The 18561-nt window shown below is 68.3% G+C and carries 17 protein-coding genes and 2 pseudogenes; 13 read left to right on the forward strand and 6 right to left on the reverse strand.

Features of this window, described 5'->3' with window-relative positions; translation table 11 throughout:
- Window positions 1-43: 43 nt before the first annotated feature.
- Window positions 44-1057 carry an ACP S-malonyltransferase gene (fabD, locus tag ACH4U7_RS21405; RefSeq protein ID WP_398529456.1) on the reverse strand — a complete coding sequence of 338 codons (1014 nt, stop codon included), beginning with the start codon at window positions 1055-1057 and terminating at the stop codon, window positions 44-46.
- A 26-nt stretch (window positions 1058-1083) separates the two neighbouring features.
- Between fabD and ACH4U7_RS21410 the strand changes: the two genes are divergently transcribed.
- The 5 genes from ACH4U7_RS21410 (at window position 1084) to ACH4U7_RS21430 (ending at window position 7653) form a co-directional block, all read left to right on the forward strand.
- Complete coding sequence (locus tag ACH4U7_RS21410) at window positions 1084-1941, forward strand: thioesterase II family protein (RefSeq protein WP_398529457.1); 858 nt, start codon at window positions 1084-1086, stop codon at window positions 1939-1941.
- Window positions 1934-3310 carry an MATE family efflux transporter gene (locus ACH4U7_RS21415; RefSeq protein ID WP_398529458.1) on the forward strand — a complete coding sequence of 459 codons (1377 nt, stop codon included), beginning with the start codon at window positions 1934-1936 and terminating at the stop codon, window positions 3308-3310. The genes ACH4U7_RS21410 and ACH4U7_RS21415 overlap by 8 nt, the downstream gene beginning before the upstream one ends.
- Window positions 3311-3385: 75 nt before the next feature.
- Window positions 3386-5170, forward strand: coding sequence for an amino acid adenylation domain-containing protein (locus ACH4U7_RS21420; protein WP_398529459.1), 1785 nt, complete (start codon window positions 3386-3388; stop codon window positions 5168-5170).
- Window positions 5170-6435, forward strand: a complete 1266-nt coding sequence (locus ACH4U7_RS21425) for an ATP-grasp domain-containing protein (protein WP_398529460.1) — start codon at window positions 5170-5172, stop codon at window positions 6433-6435. Before ACH4U7_RS21420 ends, ACH4U7_RS21425 begins: the two co-directional genes overlap by 1 nt.
- 36 nt (window positions 6436-6471) lie before the next feature.
- The gene (locus ACH4U7_RS21430; protein WP_398529461.1) at window positions 6472-7653 is read left to right on the forward strand and encodes an argininosuccinate synthase-related protein; all 1182 of its coding nucleotides are present in this window, start codon (window positions 6472-6474) and stop codon (window positions 7651-7653) included.
- A gap of 30 nt (window positions 7654-7683) precedes the next feature.
- Here the strand turns inward: ACH4U7_RS21430 and ACH4U7_RS21435 are convergent, their stop codons facing one another.
- On the reverse strand, window positions 7684-8241 hold the full coding sequence (locus ACH4U7_RS21435; RefSeq protein ID WP_398529462.1) for a hypothetical protein: 558 nt from the start codon (window positions 8239-8241) through the stop codon (window positions 7684-7686).
- A 93-nt stretch (window positions 8242-8334) separates the two neighbouring features.
- Between ACH4U7_RS21435 and ACH4U7_RS21440 the strand changes: the two genes are divergently transcribed.
- The 4 genes from ACH4U7_RS21440 to ACH4U7_RS21455 all read left to right on the forward strand — a co-directional run bounded on the left by ACH4U7_RS21440 (window position 8335) and on the right by ACH4U7_RS21455 (window position 12547).
- Entirely contained in the window at window positions 8335-9156 is an 822-nt protein-coding gene (locus ACH4U7_RS21440) for a phytanoyl-CoA dioxygenase family protein (RefSeq protein WP_398529463.1), read from the forward strand.
- Between the two features lie 248 nt (window positions 9157-9404).
- Complete coding sequence (locus tag ACH4U7_RS21445) at window positions 9405-10277, forward strand: 4-hydroxybenzoate octaprenyltransferase (RefSeq protein ID WP_398529464.1); 873 nt, start codon at window positions 9405-9407, stop codon at window positions 10275-10277.
- Between the two features lie 24 nt (window positions 10278-10301).
- A complete protein-coding gene (locus ACH4U7_RS21450) occupies window positions 10302-11195 on the forward strand; it encodes an oxygenase MpaB family protein (RefSeq protein WP_398529465.1) in 894 nt (297 codons plus the stop codon).
- Window positions 11196-11623: 428 nt separating this feature from the next.
- Entirely contained in the window at window positions 11624-12547 is a 924-nt protein-coding gene (locus ACH4U7_RS21455; protein ID WP_398529803.1) for a GNAT family N-acetyltransferase, read from the forward strand.
- 86 nt (window positions 12548-12633) lie between these two features.
- On the opposite strand, the pseudogene ACH4U7_RS21460 reads toward ACH4U7_RS21455, so the two are convergent.
- Window positions 12634-12939: pseudogene (locus ACH4U7_RS21460) on the reverse strand (MarR family transcriptional regulator); the annotation flags it as partial.
- Between the two features lie 44 nt (window positions 12940-12983).
- Between ACH4U7_RS21460 and ACH4U7_RS21465 the strand changes: the two are divergent.
- Window positions 12984-13292: an MBL fold metallo-hydrolase gene (locus ACH4U7_RS21465; RefSeq protein WP_398529466.1), complete on the forward strand. Its 309-nt coding sequence runs from the start codon at window positions 12984-12986 to the stop codon at window positions 13290-13292.
- Window positions 13293-13395: 103 nt separating this feature from the next.
- Here the strand turns inward: ACH4U7_RS21465 and ACH4U7_RS21470 are convergent, their stop codons facing one another.
- Both ACH4U7_RS21470 and ACH4U7_RS21475 read right to left on the reverse strand, forming a co-directional pair.
- The gene (locus tag ACH4U7_RS21470) at window positions 13396-13590 is read right to left on the reverse strand and encodes a hypothetical protein (RefSeq protein WP_398529467.1); all 195 of its coding nucleotides are present in this window, start codon (window positions 13588-13590) and stop codon (window positions 13396-13398) included.
- A gap of 492 nt (window positions 13591-14082) precedes the next feature.
- Window positions 14083-14457, reverse strand: a complete 375-nt coding sequence (locus ACH4U7_RS21475) for a hypothetical protein (protein WP_398529468.1) — start codon at window positions 14455-14457, stop codon at window positions 14083-14085.
- Between the two features lie 308 nt (window positions 14458-14765).
- Between ACH4U7_RS21475 and ACH4U7_RS21480 the strand changes: the two genes are divergently transcribed.
- Window positions 14766-15050, forward strand: coding sequence for a hypothetical protein (locus tag ACH4U7_RS21480; protein WP_398529469.1), 285 nt, complete (start codon window positions 14766-14768; stop codon window positions 15048-15050).
- Window positions 15051-15208: 158 nt separating this feature from the next.
- On the opposite strand, the pseudogene ACH4U7_RS21485 reads toward ACH4U7_RS21480, so the two are convergent.
- Window positions 15209-15427 (reverse strand): annotated as a pseudogene (locus ACH4U7_RS21485) (SulP family inorganic anion transporter); the annotation flags it as partial.
- 845 nt (window positions 15428-16272) lie between these two features.
- Here ACH4U7_RS21485 and ACH4U7_RS21490 point away from each other — a divergent pair.
- Complete coding sequence (locus ACH4U7_RS21490; protein WP_398529470.1) at window positions 16273-17877, forward strand: DHA2 family efflux MFS transporter permease subunit; 1605 nt, start codon at window positions 16273-16275, stop codon at window positions 17875-17877.
- A gap of 8 nt (window positions 17878-17885) precedes the next feature.
- Window positions 17886-18515, forward strand: a complete 630-nt coding sequence (locus tag ACH4U7_RS21495; protein ID WP_398529471.1) for a TetR family transcriptional regulator — start codon at window positions 17886-17888, stop codon at window positions 18513-18515.
- The last annotated feature ends 46 nt before the right edge of the window (window positions 18516-18561 follow it).

An 18561-nucleotide genomic window follows, 5' to 3' on the forward strand; every position in this document is an offset into this window, starting at 1 on the left:
AGGACGGCGGGCGGCCGTCTGCCGCCCGCCCGCCCCCAGCGCGCTACGCCCGCACCGCGGTGAGCCGGGCGAGGGCCTGACGCAACTGCTTGACGGTGCCCACGGCCATGGCCGGCACCTGCGAGGCCGAACCGCGGCTGATGTTCGTCAGCACCCTGCCGGGACCGACCTCGACCAGCGCGTCGACGTCCTCTTTCACCAGCAGCTCCAGCGTCTGGCTCCAGTACACCGGCGAGGAGAGCTGGCGCCTCAGCGACTGACGAGCCTCCTCGCCCGTGTGCACATACGTGGCGGTCGCATTGGCGATCACCGGGATGACCGGAGTGGAGAACGGGACGGCCTCCAGATGGGCGGCGAACTCCTCCTCGATGTCCTTCATCAGGAGCGAGTGGAAGGGCGCGCCCACCTTCAGCTGTGCGACGTGTGTCGCACCGGCCGCCCGCGCGGCGACGGTGACGGCCTCCACCCCGGCCACCGTTCCGGACACCACCGTCTGCGTCGGCGCGTTGTAGTTGGCCACGGCCACGCTCTCACCGGTGCAGCGCGACGACTCCTCGCACAGGTCACGGACCCGCTCGGCGGGCAGCCCCAGGACCGCCGCCATCCGTCCCGGTGTGCGCCGGTTGACCCCGGCCATCAACTCGCCGCGACGGCGCACCAGACGCAGCGCATCCTCCCAGGCGAGCACCCCCGCATGCACCAGGGCCGGGTACTCACCGAGGCTGTGGCCGGCCACCACGCCCGGCCGGATGCCGTGTTCCCGGAGCACCGCGGAGACGGCGAGGCTGGTGAGGAACACACCGGGCTGGGTCACGGCGGTGTCCCCCAGCTCCTCCTCGCTGCCCTCGAAGCAGAGCCGGCTCAGCGGAAGTCCCAGAATCTCGTCGGCCGATGCGTAGTAGGCCCGTACGATTTCAGCGTATTCCCGGGCGAAATCCTTTCCCATTCCGGGCACCTGCGAGCCCTGCCCGGGGAAGAGAAACGCAATCCTGTCCACGGCTACCCCGTTCGCGTCGTGACAACAAAACTTGACGCGGCCTCGACCGCGATCGCTCACCCTATCGATCAGGCGGGACGGTGACAATGCCAAGTCAAGTAATCATCAGAGATCTCGGATCCCGGTCCAGGCGATACGGGAACGAAGAGCACCGGAATCGAGAGCACGGGAACCGAGAGCCGGAAACAGAGCTGACCTGCTTTCTGATTCACCATTCCGGCGGCTCGGCCACCGGCTACGCGCCCCTGGCCGAGCACCTTCCCCCCACCTGGCGGGCATTGGCCGTCGAACTGCCCGGACGGGGCGCCTCCGTCGGCGAGTCGGCCTGCGGCGACATGGCCGAACTGATGGCACACGTCGCCCCCGCCGTGCTCGACAACGCCCCCGACCGCTATGCCGTCTTCGGCCACAGCTTGGGGGCGCTGGTCGCGTATGAGCTGGTCAGAGAGGCCGAACGGCGGGGAGCCGGACCGGCCTGGCTGGGTGTCTCCGGAAGCCCCGCCCCGCACCGCCTCCGGGACCGGCTGCCGGAACGGCGTGACCTGTGGCCACGCGAGCGGCTCGTCGCGTTCCTGCGGGAGCTGGGGGGAACACCGGAGGAAATGCTGGAGATCCCGGACGTGGTCGACTACATGGTGACCGTTCTGCGCGCCGATCTGCGCATCGTGGACACCTACGAACACATCGAAGGACCACCCCTCTCCACACCCGTCTCCGTCTTTTCCGGGGACGCCGATCCGCTCGCCGAGCATGAATTTTTGAACGGTTGGCGAGAGAGAACCCTGGCACCCGTCAGTTTTCACATCTGGCCCGGTGGACACTTTTATCTGTTCGATCATCCGGAAAGCTTCTGCAAGAGTCTCGTGGCGGACGTCAGTTCCGCTCTTTCCGGTACACAAGCAGCGGCGCGAGAAGAAATGGAAGACGCTGAGAGCCATGGCTGAGAACAAGCCCTCCGGTCCGGAGGGAGAGAAGAAGACGCGGCAGATCGCCGGTGCCGCGCTCCCCCTCTACCTGACGATGATCGCCTCGTCGGCGGCGTCCCTGGTGGACACGGCCGTCCTGGGGCGGCATGCCACGGCCTCGCTCGCGGCCTTCGCCGTCACGCTGGCCGTGTTCAGCCCGGCCACCGCCGCGGTCTCCGGAGCCATGCGCGGAGTCATGCCGTTCGTGGCGGCACACAAAGACGACGCCGGCGACACCGACGACGCCGACGGCCTGCTGCCCGTGCTGCGCAACGGCATGTGGCTCGGGATCTGCGTCGGACTGCTCGGTGCCGCGGCGGTCGCCTCCGTGCCGCTGATCGGCAAGGCCGGCGGAGTGCCGCAGACCACCCTCGACGAGTTGGGTGTCTTCCCGTACATCCTCGCCTGCAGCGTTCTCGTGATGTCGATCGCCGCCACCGCGACATCCACTCTCGTCGGGCTCGGCAAGGGCAAGGCGGTGATGCGTTCCGGGATGGCCGGCACCGCCGCCGCCGTCATACTCTCGCTGGTCCTGGTCGGCGGCGTCGGTTCGTTCGACGGCCTCGGCCTGCCCGGCGCCGGTATCGCCATGCTCACCTCCAGCCTGATCAACGCCTCCCTGGCACACATCCAGTTGCGCCGGAACACGGTGTTGGCCGGGAGGCCGCTGCGGCTGGGGCGTCCGCATCCGCGCGAGGTGCTCAAGCTGGCCGCGGTCGGCATCCCGCTCGCGGCCACCGTGCTCATCAAGTTCGCCGTCCTGGGCGTCCTCGCCTTCTCCGCGGCCCGGGTGAACACCGACAGCGCGGCCGTGCACAGCATCTCCCTGTCCCTGGTGAACCTCATGTTCACCGCGGCGGTGGCGGTGGGCCAGGCGACCGTGCCGCTCATGGCCGCCCATGTGAAGACCGGCGACGTACAGGAGGTCAGGCGCAGCGCTCACGCGGGTGTCCTGGTGGCCCTGGGCGCCGTCTGCGGTCTCGCGCTCCTCCTGGTGGTGGCACGCACCCCGGTGATCTCGCTGTTCACCAAGGACACCGGCCTTCACGACAAGGTGCTGGACCTGCTGCCCGTCGTCCTCCTCGCGGTGCTGGCGGACGCCGCCCAGGCGGTGTTCGGCTTCGGACTGATCGGCATCAAGCGCACCGTCCCCAGCCTGGTCGTCTTCGCGATCTGCTACGGGCTGCTGGCCCTGGTGGCCCTGCCCGTCGGCGCAGCGGGCGGCCTGAAGGCGCTGTGGCTCTCCCTGGCCGGCGCCAACCTCCTGCTGGTGGCCGGACAGGCCTTCTTCTTCCAGCGCCGCAGTGGCTCGCTGACGAGGCCCGAACCGGCCCCTGCGAGCGCGTGACCCACCTTTCCGCGACCTTTCCCCACCCGACGTGTGCACCGTCATATCCGCGAAGTCAGGAGTACCTCCATGGGCATGTCCGACGATCGTGAGCGACCCAGCACGCTCGTTGAACTCTTCGAGACGACAGCAGCGCGTCACCCGGACCGCAACGCTGTGAGTGACGGCGAACAGACCCTGAGCTACCGGGAGTTGAGCGCCCGCTCCGACGTGCTCGCCGCACACCTGGCCACGCGAGGGGTCGGCCGGGAGGACCGCGTGGTGGTGCACCGCCCCCGCTCCAGCGAGGTGTTCGTCGCCCTGCTCGGCATCCTCAAGGCGGGCGCGACCTACGTCGCGGTGGACGTCCGGTATCCCGACAAGCGCCGGGACCTGATGATCCGGCGAAGCGAAGCCAAGGCCATCGTGACCGAACCAGGGTGGGGTGCGCGGCTCTCGCACCTCGGGCCCGACGTGATCGAATGGCACAGCACGGCCGACTCCCCCGCCCTGGGCGACCTGCCGCTTCCCGCGCCGGAGAACGGGGCCTGCGTGCTGTTCACCTCGGGCTCGACCGGGGTCCCGAAGGCCTTCGTGCTGGAGCACCGCAACCTGCTCGCCTTCGCCCGCAACCGCGTCATGCCTCAGCTGCTGCCCACCGATCGCACCAGCCAGATCGCCAGCGTCTCCTTCGACGCCTTCCACTTCGAGACCTGGTGCAGCTTCGCGTACGGAGCGGAGATCGTCGTCATGCCCGCCATGGCGGAACTCCTGGCCTCCGATGTGAAGCGGGAGCTGGAGGACCGCCGCATCAGCGTCATGATCGCTCCCACCATGGCGTTCAACCACCTGGCCCGCGAGAGCCCGGAGACGTTCTCCAGCCTGCGGGTCCTCCAGGTCGGCGGTGGCACCATGCTGGCCTCCGCCTGCCGGGACGTCCTGGCGAGCGGGTTCCGAGGGTCGCTGTGGAACCTCTACGGCCCGTCGGAGACCACGACGGGCTGCTCAGTGGCCCACATCGAGTCGGTGGGACCCGAGGACACTTCGGTGCCCATCGGCCCCGTCCTGGACGGCTTCTCCATGTATGTGCTGGACGCCGACCGGAAGCCCGTGCCCGTCGGTGAGGTGGGCGAGCTGTACGTGGGCGGAGTGGGGGTCTGCCGCGGGTACATCGGTCAACCGGAGCTGACCGAGCAGCGCTTCGTCCCCGATCCGTTCGCCGAGGACGACAGCCGCATGTACGCGACCGGCGACCTCGGCCGACAGCGGCCCGACGGGGTCTTCGAGTACGTCGGGCGCGCCGACGACCAGGTGAAGATCCGCGGCTACCGGGTGGAACCGGGCGAGGTGGAGCGCGCGCTCGCCCAGCACCCGCTGGCCCGGGAGGCGATCGTGCTGGCCACCGGCGAAGAATTGGACCTGCGCCTGGTGGCATTCGTGGCGGCGGACAGCGCACTGACCGACGAGGAGCTCCTGGCGTACGCCAAGCGGGAACTGCCCGAGTACATGGTGCCCAGCCGCGTCCTGCTCCTGCCCCGGATCCCCGACAACGAGAACGGCAAGCGGGACGTGGCGGCGCTCAGGGCCCTGCTGGCCGAGGACTCCCGGCAGCTCTCGCCGTCCGACCTGCCGTCGGGGGAGACGGAGACGTACCTCGCCCGGCTGTGGCGGGAGTTTCTGGGCGACGAACCGGTCGGCGCCACACACGACTTCTACGCCGCCGGCGGCAACTCGCTCCTCGCCTTCCGCATCCGGCAGCGGGTGGCCAAGGAGCTGGGCGTGACCATTCCCTTCAACGCGATCCTCAACCACCCGGTGCTCCGGGATCTGGCGGCGCTCATCGACGCCCAACGCGACACCTCGGACCGGCAGGTGTCGTGATGCGGCGGATCGCAGTCGTCTACGACATGGGCGCCGCGGACGTGGTGGAGATCGCGGCCGCACTCGAAGGGCTGGCCGAACCGATCTTCGTCTGCCCGGACTCCGAGTTCGGTGAGCAGCCCAAAGAGCTCATGGCCGAGCTGGGCCGGCTGTGCGACATCAGTGGGCTGGACCTCGGCCGCGCCGCCACGAAGGTGCGCGCGGAACGGCCGGACGGAATCGTCACCTTCACCGACTATCAATTGGAGAGAACCGGGGCACTCGCAGCAGAACTTGATCTTCCGTTTCACTCGCCCGAGCTGGTGCGCAAGCTCACTCACAAGCACCTGCAGCGTGAGGTGCTCAACGGCTGCGGTGCGTCCGCGGTGCCGGCGCGGCTGGTCACCGGGGAGGATTCCGCCCGGCTCGCCGTGGCGGAGGTGGGCCTGCCGGCTGTGTTCAAGCCCGACGTGGGAACCGGCAGCCGAAGTACCTACCGCATCTCCTCATACGACGACCTTGTTGCCGCCTGCCGTTCGGAATTCCCGGGACCAGCGGAGTCCGCCGCGAGGGAAGCCTTCGTCTTCGAGAGGGAACTGCGGGGAGTCGTGGACACCGCCCCCTGGGGCGACTACGTCTCCGTGGAGTCGGCCGTCTTCGACGGTGCCATCACCCATCTCACGGTCACCGGAAAATTCCCGCTTGTGCCACCGTTCCGGGAAGCCGGGTCATTCCTGCCCGCGGCCTTGCGGGAAGAGGACGAGAAAACCGTCCTGGACGTGGCCACACGCGCCTTGACCGCCCTGGGCGTGCACACCGGAGTGTGTCACACCGAGGTGAAGCTCACTCCGTCGGGACCGCAGGTCATCGAAGTGAACGGGCGCCTTGGGGGCCTCGTCAACGCTCTTCTCGCCCGCGCGACAGGAGTGGACGTCATCCGGCTGGCGGCCGGTATCGCTCTTGGGGACGAGGAAGCCACGAAGGCGGTGGACAACATCGCCTACGAGCGGATCGCGTTCATATACGCTCGCGTGCCTCCCCTGGAGGCGCGGCGTGTCGCCGAGGTGTCGGGACTCGAGCAGTTGCAGCGTCTGCCCGGCATTTCCCGTGTCGTCCTGAAGCGCGGAGCGGGGCACTCCATCGACTGGCGTACGGGGAGGCTGGGGCAGGTCTACGTCTGCTTCGGAGCCACGGAGACCCATGAAGCGCTGGCCTCGCTGCTCGATGAAATGACCGACGTGGTCAAGGTCCGCTATGAACCGCGATATCCGCCACCGATCAATTGATTCCATATCCGCACACCGCACCCTGGAAGAAGTTCCTTGAAAAAACCTCGAGTCGTACGCTCCTTCAGCGACCTCGCCACAGGGGTCCTCGACCAGAACCTGCCCGTGGTCACGCTGTTCAGCGGAGGGCTGGACAGCACCTATCTGCTGTACCGGCTGCGCCGGTCCGGGCACCGTGACATCCATGCGATCAGCGTGGACGTAGGAGGTGACGAAACCCTCGAAGAGAAACAGCGCATAGCCGACCGACTCGGCATTGAATTGCACATCGTTGATGCACGAGAAACTTTCGCGCATGAGTTTGTTCTCCCAGCCATATCCGCACAGGCCGTCTATCTGAACACGCATCCGATCAGTTCCTCGCTGAGCCGTCCCCTTATGGCACGAATAGCGGTCGAGATGGCCCAGAACATGGGGGCATCGGCAGTACTGCACACCGCCAATCAGTCCCAGAACACGCTGCGACGACTGAACGGGGCAATCAACCTGCTCGGCTTCCCGGGCCGGTACGGAAGCCCCTACGAACTCGATCCGGTCGATCGCGCCCAGAAGATCGAGGAACTCAAGGATGCCGGCCTGGACGAGATGGCAGACCGGATCGTCAGCGGTGACTCGAATCTATGGTGCCGCGAATTCGAGTCGGGAATCCTGGAAGATCCGGAGGACCATGCCACTCCCGAGCATCTGTATCGGTGGTCCATCGCCGAGAATTCCGCTCCCGAGGGCCTCATGGACATCAGGTTCCGCGCGGGAGTTCCCATCGCAGTCAATGGAACCCAGCTTCCGCTGACAGGGCTGATCCGCGAAATGAACCTGCGTGTGGGTGCCTTCGGTATCGGCCGTTACAGTGGCCTCGAGCATTTGCCTGACGGAGAAAAGGTGCTGGAGATCCGAGAGATGCCGGCGGCCTGTCTGCTCTTGCGCACATACCGGCATCTGGAAACAGCCACCCTGGATGCCGAGACCATCCGGGAAAAGATGCACATGGAGCAGCTCTGGGTGCGCGAGGCCGTCGAGGGTCGGTGGTTCGGCCCCCTTCGAGCCGCCTGCCAGTCGTTCATTGACAACTGCTCGGCCCGTATCACCGGATCCGTGCAGTGGAGACTGACTCCCGGCTCAGCACAAACGACGGCGATCCTCGCGGAGCACCCCCTTTACCTGCGCGACCGGGAATCCTGGGAAAAGGAGAAAGTCGCCGACGCCTCCTGTTCTTGGTGAACCGATTGTTCTTGGTGAACCGATGCGAGCTCAAAGGGCTAGATAAGGAGGCCCGATAGGATAAAGACCGACCTGATCGGCAAGCCATTGAGCCCGCAGATACGTGCCTTTCCGGTCGTGAATGTGCACCGTATGATCGGGTGCGGGCTCATCCCAGTGAATTTGTCGCGAATTGATGGAGATGGAAACATGCGCATACTCCTCCTCCGCGGACAACCGCAGCGCAGGCACCTCCGGCCAGCGCATCCCACTCCACACAAGCGTCGCGGGACATTTTCCCGCAGCGGCGACGAAGCGGTCCTCGAGCCGGCCGAGAGGCTGGGATGTCCACTCCAGAAAAATCGGAAACGGGCCCGCGACAACTGAACTGGTCGACGGCTGAATGGCCGGACTCTGGCCGCACCCGAATGCGGTGGCTGTCGGCATGGCGGCGCTCAGCATCTCCAGTTCCGACGCCTCGGACACGGTGGCTTCGAGACTCACCTCGGCATCAGTCGGGTCGCCGATCGCCAGCAAGCGACGAGCCGTCTTCACCGCAGCAACCAAATCCGTCGTCCGGAACACCGGATGCGCCTGAGAGTTCCCCATGGAAAGCATTGTGCCAGCGGCGGCATGCGGTGTCCCACGAAGCTCTGCATAAATATTCCACAAAACGGTCTTTCATAGTAGAGAGGGTGCATCATGTCCACAACGGTCAAGGACTCTTCGACCGCGCTGAAGTCTGCTTACGCCGAGACCGGGTGGAGCCGGATACCTTTCCGATTCGACAACAAGGCGGTTGAGCTGATCCGCGAGCGTGTGGCGTCGATCAGCCGGGAGCGTAGGCCGGAGGTCGTCCATGAGAAGGACAGCGATGTCGTCCGAGCCATCCACGGCTGCCATCTCTTCGACGACGTGTGCTCCGCGCTCGTGAGACACCCGCAACTCGTCGCGCTGGCCGAGGTCCTGACGGGAAAGTCGGTCTACGTCTACCAGTTCAAGGTCAACCTCAAGCAGGCCCATGAAGGCGCGGCCTGGCCGTGGCACCAGGACTATGCGTTCTGGAGCAAGGAGGACGGCATGCCACGTCCGGAGGCCGTCAACGTCGCCGTATCGCTGGACGACATACATGAGGACAACGGCCCGTTGGCCGTCATCCCGGGCTCCCATCGCCTCGGCCTCATCGGTCTCCCCGACACGGTGGAAGGGGAGGGTGACTGGCGGCGACACGTATCCGCCGATCTGGCGTACACCGTCAACACCGATACCGCGTCCGACCTTGCCCGGCGGAACGGCACCGAACTCATGGTGGGTCCGGCTGGGTCGGTCCATGCCTTCCACCCGAGCATCGTCCATTCCTCGTCGAACAACTCCTCGACAGACCGACGTGCGCTGCTCCTGATCACCTACAACGCCGTCGACAACGCACCAGCCAACCCGACACGCCCCGAGTTCCTCGTCAGCCGTGAGGCCACCCCGATCACCCCCCGCTGTGATGACCGGCTGGGTGTTCACGGGTCGTGACGTCCGCGGAACTGATCGCGACCACCTCCCGGCCTGCACTTATAGACCATTTCCCTTGCCCATAAGACCGTCGTTTCTCCCTGGAAGGACCGGGTAACTCGCCCTGGCCGGGACTAGGTTGGGCCAATCGGCGCGCAACCCCCTGGAAAGGGACATGAATCGGTATGACCGTCGCCTCACAAGCCCCGGCCCAAGCCCCGGCCCAAGTCTTGACTCAAGTCCCGGCCCGAGGCCGTACCGCCCGGTTGGTGGGGCGGGCCCCCGCCGGGGTGCGACCGTATCTGGAGTTGCTGCGGCTGGACCGGCCGGTGGGGGCCTGGCTGCTGGTGGTGCCCGGATGGATCGCCCTGGGAGCGATCGCCGGGCCCCGGGACGGGGGCCTGCTCGGGCTGCTGCTCCTGGTGTACGGGGTGCTGTCGAGAGGGGCCGCCTGCGGGCTCAACGATGTGCTGGACGCGCGGTTCGACGCGCAGGTGCCGCGTACGGCGGGGCGACCCGTCGCCTCCGGGCGGCTGGCGGCCGGGCGGGCGCTGGTGCTGTGTGTCGTGGTGGGGGCCGCCGCTCCGCTGGTGATGGGTTTCTGGAGTGTGGAGGCCGTGGTGTGGGCGGCGGCCGGGGCGCCCCTCGCGGCGGTGTATCCGTACCTGAAACGGGTCACCCACTGGCCGCATGTGTGGCTGGGGATCACCATGAACTGGGCGGTGCCGCTGGTGTACGTCCTGCTCGCCGGAGGGCTCGGGGACGGGGGCTGGGTGCTGTACGGGGCGCTGATCTGCTGGGCCGTGGGGACGGACGTGATCTACGCCTGCCAGGACCAGGAGGCCGATGTCCGGGCCGGGGTGCGGTCGGCCGCCGTGCTGCTGGGGCGCCGTAGCCGGGTGCTGGTGGGCGGCGTGTACGCGGGGTGTGTGGTGCTGCTCGCCTGGTTCGGGGTCGTGGCCGGGCTCGGGCCGCTGTACTGGCCCGGACTGTGCGTGGTCGCGGGGCAGTTGGGATGGCAGGTATGGCGGGCCGACCCTGCGGACGTCGGAGCTTGCGGGCGGGCGTTCGGCACCAACCCCCTGTGCGGACTGCTCATCCTCGTGGCCGTGCTCGCCGGGCGGATCGGTACCCTCGGCTGAGGGACACGGACCCTGGAGGTGCTGGTGGGACTGCGGGAACGGATCGCGGCGGAACTCACGACGACCATGCACGGCGGGGATCTCAAGCTGGAGCGGTACTCGGGGCCGCCCGGCGATCCCGGACTGTTCGGGATCGCGCCGGGGGACCCGGTGTGGCGGGTGCACGGGCAGGCCACCGGGATGCTCACCGGCGGGTTCGCCGCGCTCATGCTCCAGTCGCTGCATCCGCTGGCCATGGCGGGGGTCGACCAGCACTCCGACTTCCGCGCCGATCCGGTCGGACGGCTGAACGGAACCGTACGGTTCATCACCACGACCACCTTCGGCTCCTCGGCCGCCGCCCGCGAGGTGATCGACCTCGTCCGGCGGATCCACACCCGGGTGCACGGCACCGCCCCCGACGGCCGGCCGTATCGCGCGGACGACCCCGACCTGCTCACCTGGGTGCACACCGCCGAGGTACGCAGCTTCCTCGCCGGCCACCAGACCTACGCACCCCGGCCGCTCCGACTGACCCCCGCCGAGTGCGACGCCTACTACCGCCAAGCCGCCCCCATGGCCGAGGCGTTGGGCGCGCGGAACGTACCGCGCACGTCCCTCGAAGCCGAGCGCTACCTGGCCCGCCTCCGCCCCCAACTCCAGGCCACTCCGGCCGCGTTGGACTCGGTACTGTTCCTCCGCCGCTTCGGACGCACACGACGGGAGCGGCTGGTCGCAGGCCTGCTCACGAACGCCTCGGTCGGACTCCTCCCCGACTGGGCCCGCACCGAACTCGGCATCCACCGCCCGGCCCCCGTCCGCACCGGCTGGGACCGGCCCCTGGCGACGGCCGTCGGACGCACCCTCCAGTGGGGGCTCGGGCCCTCCCGGATCCAGGCCGCCGCACGGGGGCGGCTGGCGGGGACGCGGCAGGGATGACGTCGAGATCCATCGCCGGATTCAAGGCGAACTGGCCCGGCTCGGACACCCGACCGACGCCTCGACCGTCTGGCAGATCCTCCACTCCGCAGGAATCGGTCCCGCACATCGCAGGCGTCACCGCACACCCGACCGCCGCCTGGGCCACCCAGCAAGCCCGCAACCTCGCCATCGACCTCGGCACGTGCATGGACTGTCGGACGCAGGGCGATCGAAAAGGGCTTGCGGACGGGGCGGCGCTTGGCTAGACGTTACGGCGGAACCCCACCACGAGAGTGAGGGGCCACGACAGCGAGAGGAGGGGTAAGCCCATGATCGCCATGATCACCGCGCTTGTGTCCTCCCGGGGTGCGGACCACATCTGACCTCGGAGCGGACGGGCGCCTTCACCGGAGCGTGCCTTGACCGTGAAACGGAACGACCTGACCATGCGTCCGATCACCGGACGCGAAGAACTCGTCCTCTTCTCCCAACTGCCTTACACCCTCAACGAGGAACTGGCGGACGACCTTGCCGCCGGCCGCCGGCGTCCGGAATGGATGTGGGTCGCCCTTCGCGGCGAGCGCCTACTGGCCAGGGTCGCATGGTGGGGTCGGACCGGAGACGACACACCATTCCTTTTGGACATTTTCGACATCGACGACAGCAGCGCGGACCGCGATCGCGTGGACATCGGCGTACGGCTGCTGCGGGCCGCCACGGCCGCAGTGGTCCCAGCCGACGCCCGTCCACCCGAGTACAACCGAGCCGTCCCACCCGATTGGCGGGAGGGCGGAGTGACCGGGCGCATCGTCGAGGACCGCATGCTCGCCCTGGAACGGACCGGCGCCCGCCAGTTCGTCGAACGGCTGCTTCTGGAGTGGCGTCCCGGGACGCCACTCCCCGAGCCGAAGGGGCGCCTGGCGTTCCGGCCGGTCCGCGACACCGAGGAAATCCTCGCCCTGATGACTCGGGTCCTGGACGGAACGCTGGACGCGCACAGTAGGGACGCCCTGACCCGGCTGTCCCCCCGCGAAGCGGCGACCAGGCACTATGAGGAGGAGCTCGCGCACTACCGGAGCCCGCAGGACTGGTGGCGGATCGCGACACTGCCGGACGGCGAGCCGGTGGGGTTCGTCACCCCGGCCCGCAACGACTACAACCCCGTCATCGGCTACCTCGCCGTACTCCCCGAACATCGGGGCAACGGCTACATCGACGAGATCCTTGCCGAAGGCACCCGGATCCTCAGCGCGCAGGATGTCCCCCGCATCCGGGCAGCCACAGATCTCGGCAACACCCCCATGGCGAATGCCTTCCAGCGCATCGGATACGTCAACTTCGCACGCCGGATCTGCATGATCTGGAGCTGACCGAGGGCGCGGGGCTCCCCCAACGGCGTCCCGCCCGCCCGCGATCAGGTGCGATCTGCTTCGCGACGCCTTGACGTCCGGGAGGTTCAGCGGCGGGAGATGGCTCGCCGCAGCAGGTCCTGGAGCGCGCTTTGCTCCTGCTGGGTCAGGCCCGGGAAGAACGTATCCTCACTCACTGGTTTCAGCAGCCGTTCCCGGCGCTCGGCGCCTTCAGGAGTCAGGAGCAGCTGCTTGGCCCGGCGGTCGGAGGGGTGGGGACGCCGTTCGATCAGCCGCTGGCTCTCAAGCTTGTCGATCACGACGGTGGCGTTCGACGGTTCGCGGCTCATCCGCACGGCCAGCTCGCTCAAGGTCATCGGACCCGTCAGCTCGCGCAGCGCCGAGGCCCGCGCGACGGTGAGACCGAGCGTGGCTCACCGGAAACGGCGGCCTGCTCGTGGAACGCGACGGCCGCGCCCTGCTCATCGACGTCGGCGTCGGCCCGCTGACGATGGGACCCCCGGAGAACCCCTTCGGCATCCTCAGCGGCGGTGCCCTGCTCGACAGCCTCGCCACGCTCGGCCGCAACCCCGCGGACATCGAGGCCGTCGCGTTCACCCACCTGCATGTCGACCACTTCGGATGGGCGCCTGGCATCCCGCCCCCGGCAGCGACCGGCCCGCCTTCACAGGCACCGACTACCTCGTCGCCGAATCCGAGTGGGCCCAACGCCACCACGCCGAAGCACAGGGCATGGGCGGCATGATCAAGGCCATGCAGCCGCAGGTGCGCACCGTGGCGAACGGCGAAGAGATCTTCCCCGGCGTCCACGTCATGCTCACCCCCGGCCACAGCCCCGGACACGCCGCCTACGTCATCAACGCCGGCGGACAGCGGGTCATCGCCTTCCACTCCCCCTCCAGATCACCCACCCGCTCTGGGAAAACACCCTCGATCACGACCACCAGCAGTCCACCAGCCTCCGCCACCGCCTCGTCCTCGAACTCGCCGAATCCGACACCATCGGCTTCGGCATCCACTTCGCCGACGTGCCCTTCGGCCACGTCTCCATCGACGACGGCCGACCGATCTGGCACCCGGTCGACGCCTGAAACCGGCCCGGCGGGAGGCCTTCACCGCACGGCATCCGGTCCCGTCGCCGAACAGTCAAAGTTCGTTCAGCTGGTAAAGGTCCTTGCCCGAGCGGGCCGGGCGGCACATCTCGATGCCGAGGACGACCTTGGCCGTCGCGCCACCTGTCCTGGGAAGAGGCCATGGCGCCACGTATTCGCAGTCACCCCCACCACACTGCTGACCTGGCACCGGCAACTCATTGCACCGAAGTGGGCGTTCCCCCGGCACCGCCGCCCCGGCAGGGACAGGGGCACGTTCTACTGGCTCATCGAAGGGTCCAGCGGGAACTGGACGGACCGCTGCATCACCTGTGAGGTGCCCGTGCCCGGTTCGAGCCGAGCATCGTCACCCACGTACGGCAACCGGGGCCACAACAGCTGCACCGCTGGCCCGGGTGTCGCCGGCCGCAGGCCCCGCCCCCTCTATTGGGTCTCCAGTTCCCCGATCCGCGTCAGCGTCGCTCCCCTCTTCGGGCATACCCACACCGCCGTTTCCGCGCGGACCGTCGCCGTCAGCGGATGCGCGTCCGGGTGTGTCGGGCACTGTAGCCAGACCGCCGACGCGCCTTCGGACCATAGTGCCTCAACCGCCCATTCCTGGACCTGATCTGCCAGGTTAGCCAGCCGCTCCGCGGCGGTGCCACCAGGTGGTGAAGTCAGGCCCTGGCCCGAACCATCCGGGGCGAAGAGCATGATCCCGTACGTGTCGTCCGCACGTATATGCGGCTGCACCGCGCACTGCGCCCGGAGGTCCCGCAGGACTGTCTCCAGAGCTTCGGCGAATTCCACGTCGTCCACTGAGGGCTCCTGATCACATCGCGGAGGACTTTCCCACAGTCTCCACCGTCCCTGAAGCTTGCGGAGGATCTTTTCCGGCCCAGGCTGTCACCCGGGCTGACCTGCTGGTTCGGATCTGCCCAGATCTCAGGAGCGGCGAGCCGTTCTGAGGCAGCATGCCGGTCGTGGTGATACGGCTGATCTACCTGCTCGTCTGCCAGAGTGCTCCGACTCGTCAGCAAGCAGCGGCGTAACCAGGTGGCCTTGCTCGTCACTCCGCGATCGGTCCGTGGACCTACCCATCCCGTCGACCGGGTCGGCCACCGGTCGTGCGGCTGGCGCGGGAGAACCCGGGATGGGGATACCGCCGCATCCACGGCGAGCTCACCGGCCTGGGACGCGACATCGCCGCCTCCACTGTCCGGTCGATCCTCAAGGAGGCCGGGATCGACCCGTCGCCACAGCGCACGGACCGCTCCTGGGGCGGCTACCCCGGCCCATGGGTCGGATCACCGGACAACGGCACCTCCACCTCGTCGTCAACGAGCATTCACAGCACTACAACCAACACCGCCCGCACCGATCCGTCGGACAACGGTCACCAAGCCCGCTGATCGCCCCTGAACCGCGGTCGGCCAACGACAGCACAGCAGGGCCAGTACGGCGCCGAGCGCTCGGTGATACCGGCCGGGATGAACGCTGGTGGGCGTTCACCGCATAAGGAGGGCCAGAGCCCTTGGGGCGGCCGGGACACCGCCCCACGGGCCCGTCCTCATGCCGACACGCCGATGCGAGCGAACTCGACGGTGTGTGCGTTGTTGTGCTGGTCGGCCCGGTTCTGCAGGGCGCTCATGCAGGCATGGTCGAGGTGCCGCAGGCCGGCGAGGTCGAGTTCGATGGCCCGGTGTGCGGGCAGCTGCTCGAGGGCGTCGAGGATGCGTGGCAGGCGAAGGAAGGTGGCGTTGCCGAGTATCCGGACCAGCACCTGGCCGTCGTCTTGGCCATCGACCTCGATGAGGAGGAGTGACGTGGCGTGAGGAACGTGTGCCGCACGCCGCCGATCAGCAGCGGAACGTCTGCAGGGTGGCGGCATCGGGCGGGAGGGCGGAGGCAGGGCTCCAGACCTCTCTCGCGGTGCGTGGATGGGCCGCGCGGGGCAGGGCCTCGGCTTCCGCGCCCGCCACCCTGTCGGCCCGCGCGTTCTCGGCGGGGCCGGCTCGACGGCCGGCTGATCCGTGCGCGGAGCCAGGACCGGCGAGTCGGCCGTCGTGTCCAGGTGAGCCGAGTTGGTGCCGACCTGTGCGGACGCGGATGCCGACGCCGGACCGTGTGGCTCGTCGGTCTCCGATTCGATTGCGGGTGTCGTCGCGGACACCATGTGCGGAGCGGAGGAGGCATGGTGGGGCGTGCCCATGTGCAGGAGCACGGCAGCGGCCAGCAGGAGCACCGCTGCTGCCATGCGCCGTATCACCACTGGACTGCCGACGTTCTGCTTGCGCCGACACCAAAACGTCACCGGCCCGCCTTGTGCCCTCACGCTGATCCCGCGGGCAGGCGAAGTGATTTGAGTAACACCGCTTTCTCGCTGCAAGAGCAATCACCCGGTTCGGCGGTCTTGCCGGATGCAGGGAGCCAGTGAATCCCGCTCACCGGCGCGTGGCACTCGCAGGGTCGGCCACCGGACGGCAGCGGTGACCATTTCCATTTTCAGGCCGGAAATCCCTATGCAAAACAAATATGAAAACGGGAATCAGTCTTTAAATTGAAACTGAGTGCCAGTTTTTGTAACTTATCCAGGGCCGTATTTATCTGGACGGAATAATCGAAGGAGCCTCCATGGCCGCCCCGCGCAACGCGGTGGGCACCACGCCCTCCACCACCGAGCCCCCACGACCCGGCCGACGTCGGCTCGGCCTGGTCGCGCTCGTCCTCGGTCTGCTGATCATCGGACTGGACGCAACGATCCTCACCGTCGCGCTGCCGACCCTCGCCACGGATCTGGAGGCGTCCACCACCGAACTGCAGTGGTTCACGGACGCCTACACCCTCCCGTTCGCCGCCCTGCTCCTTCCGCTGGGGGTGCTCGGCGACCGGTTAGGGCGAAGGCTGGTGCTCGTCTCCGGGCTGCTGGTCTTCGCGGTGGGATCGGTCATCGCCATGCTGGTGGACACCTCCGGCGGGCTGGTCCTCTCCCGTGTGGTGATGGGCGCGGGCGCGGCTGCCATCGCGCCGCTGGCGCTGGCGATCGTGCCGTTGCTGTTCCCGCCCGACGAGCGACCGCGCGCCGTGGCCCTGGCCACCGCGGGGTTCGCCCTGGGGCTGCCCCTCGGGCCGCTGGTCGGGGGCTGGTTGCTCAACTCCTTCTGGTGGGGCTCCATCTTTCTGATCAACCTCCCGGTGATCGCCCTCGCCGTGGCGGGGGCGCTGATGTTCGTGCCGGAGACCCGCGATCCGCATGCCAAGCGCCTCGACCTGGTGGGCTCCGCCCTCGCTCTGGTCGGGATCTCCGCGCTGGTCTACGGCGTGATCGAGGCGCCCAACGACGGCTGGACGGACCCCGTGGTCCTGTCGGGGATGCTGGGCGGGGCCGCCCTTGTCGTGCTGCTGGTGGTGTGGCTGAGCCGGGCCGCGAACCCGCTGGTGGACATCGCGCTCTTCCGCAACGCCCGTTTCGCCTGGGCCACCGTCACGGTGTCCCTCGTCATGTTCATCCTGCTGGGCGTGTTGTTCGTGGTGCCGCAGTTCCTGCAGCAGGTGCAGGGACATGACGCCATGGCCACCGGCATCCGCCTGCTGCCGATGATCGGCACCCTGCTGGTGGCCACGGTGGCGGGGGACAAGATGGTGGCGCGGTTCGGCACCAAGGTCGTGGTCGCCGCGGGCATGGTGCTGTGGGCGATCGGCCTGGCGGTTCTCGCCTCCCTGTCGGCCGACAGCGACTACGCCATCACCGCCACGGCGCTCGCCATCGTCGGCGCGGGCTTGGGCCTTTCGCTGCCGACGACACTGGACGCGGTCCTCGGCTCGCTGCCACCGGACCGGGCGGGGGCCGGCTCGGCGCTGGCCAACACCTGCCGGCAGATCGGGGCCGCGGTGGGCATCGCCGTCCTGGGCAGCGTGATGAATTCCGTCTACCGCGGCAGGGTGGACGAGGACGCCCCCGCGCGATTGACCGGGAGCGCGCTGGCCGCGGTGCGCGACAATGTGGCCGGGGCCGAGGCGGTCGCGCGCCGGCTTCCCACGGAAGAGGGGCGGGTGGTCTCCGACCTGGCCCAGGATGCCTTCGTCGCGGGTATGTCCGCGGCATCATGGGTCTGCGTCGGGGTGGCGGTGATGACGGCGGTCTTGGTGGCCGCCCTGCTGCCGGCCCGCGAGAGTACGGGGAACGGCGCGCCCGCGGCGGACGCGGGTGCGAAGGCGACGAAGAGCGTCGGAAGGTGAGTGAGCCGATGAGCGGACGATGGGCCGGCATCCCCGATGAGGCGCCTGGCCCGTCGCCGCTCGGCCTGCGCGAGTTGAAGAAGCTCCGGGTGCGCCTGGCCATCCAGCGGGCCGCGGTGGAACTCTTCCAGGAGCGGGGCTTCGAGGCGGTGACGGTCGCTCAGATCTGCCGGGCGGCCGATGTCTCGCGCAGTACGTTCTTCCGGTACTTCCCCACCAAGGAGGACGTGGTCCTGCTGGACCACTACGACCCGTTGATCAGCGAGGCCATCGCGGCCCGGCCCCGTGGGGAGCCGCCGCTGACGGCCGTACGGCGGGGTCTGACCGGCGAGTTCCTGGAGCTGTTCCGCGACGACCAGGAACTCTTCATGGCGCGCGCCCGGCTGGTGATGTCCGTGCCCGCGCTGCGCAGCCGCATGTGGGAGGGGATGCGGGAGACCGAGAAGGTCTTCGCCACCGTGCTCGGCCGGCGAAGTGGCAGGGCGCCGGAGGACTTCGAGGTGCGGATCACGGCGGCGACCCTGTCGGCGGCGCTGGTCTCCTCCGTGGAGGAGTGGACCCGGCACGGCGGGCGCGTCGGGCTCGTCGACCTGTTCCACCAGGCACTGGACCAGATCGAGTCCGGCTTGAGGCTCTGACAGTCACGCCCATGCCCATGCCCATGCCCATGCCCCCAGGGTTGTC

It is taken from the genome of Streptomyces sp. NPDC020845, assembly GCF_044334165.1.
In the GTDB taxonomy this organism is placed as follows: domain Bacteria; phylum Actinomycetota; class Actinomycetes; order Streptomycetales; family Streptomycetaceae; genus Streptomyces.